Source organism: Polaromonas sp. P1_G2 (assembly GCF_056405515.1).
Genome location: NZ_JBFUBY010000700.1, coordinates 1 through 614 on the forward strand (window position 1 = coordinate 1; position 614 = coordinate 614).

The following is a 614-nucleotide window of genomic DNA, read 5'->3' on the forward strand; positions in this document are numbered from 1 at the left end:
GCCTCGGGCGGGCCACGCGGATCGTCACCATCCATTCCTTCACGCCGGTTTTCTTTGGAAAGGCTAGGCCGTGGCACGCGGGCGTTCTGTTCGACAAATCAAGAGGATTTGCGGAGGAGACAATCAACCGGCTCAGCCAGGACCGCTCGCTGATCGTTGGCGCCAACGAGCCTTATACGGTCGACAGAGCGGGAGACTATGCCGTGCCGGTGCATGGCGACGATCGCGGCTATCCGGCAATCCTCATCGAAATCCGCCAGGACCTGGTGCGCGACGAAGCGGGAATCGCCGAATGGGCCGGGCGCCTCGCCACGGCCCTGGCCTAGTGCGACGCTCAGAGCGCCGCGTCGCTGACATGGCGCCGGAGATTGCTCGGCGTGAACCCAACACGCTCCTTGAAGAACCGTGTAAAGCTCGAGGGCGCAGCGAAGCCGAGATTGGTAGAGATCTGCCCGAGCGGCTGGCCCGACACGGCAAGCATGCGGATCGCTTCCTCGATCACCAGGCTGTCGACAAACATGTTTGGCGCCACGCCGACCGAGTTGCGGAACTGTTCGAAGAAGCGCGAGCGCGACAGGCCGACATCGCGGGCGATGGAGCGAAAGTCATTGTGC

At 63.4% G+C, this 614-nt stretch carries 2 protein-coding genes; one reads left to right on the plus strand and one right to left on the minus strand.

What is annotated here, in order from left to right; all coding sequences use genetic code 11:
• A partial coding sequence (locus AC1D0P_RS27025; protein ID WP_477679548.1) for an N-formylglutamate amidohydrolase occupies nucleotides 1-326 on the plus strand: 326 nt, incomplete at its 5' end.
• 8 nt (nucleotides 327-334) lie between these two features.
• Here AC1D0P_RS27025 and AC1D0P_RS27030 read toward each other — a convergent pair.
• On the minus strand, nucleotides 335-614 hold a 280-nt coding region (locus AC1D0P_RS27030; RefSeq protein WP_477679549.1), incomplete at its 5' end, for a helix-turn-helix domain-containing protein.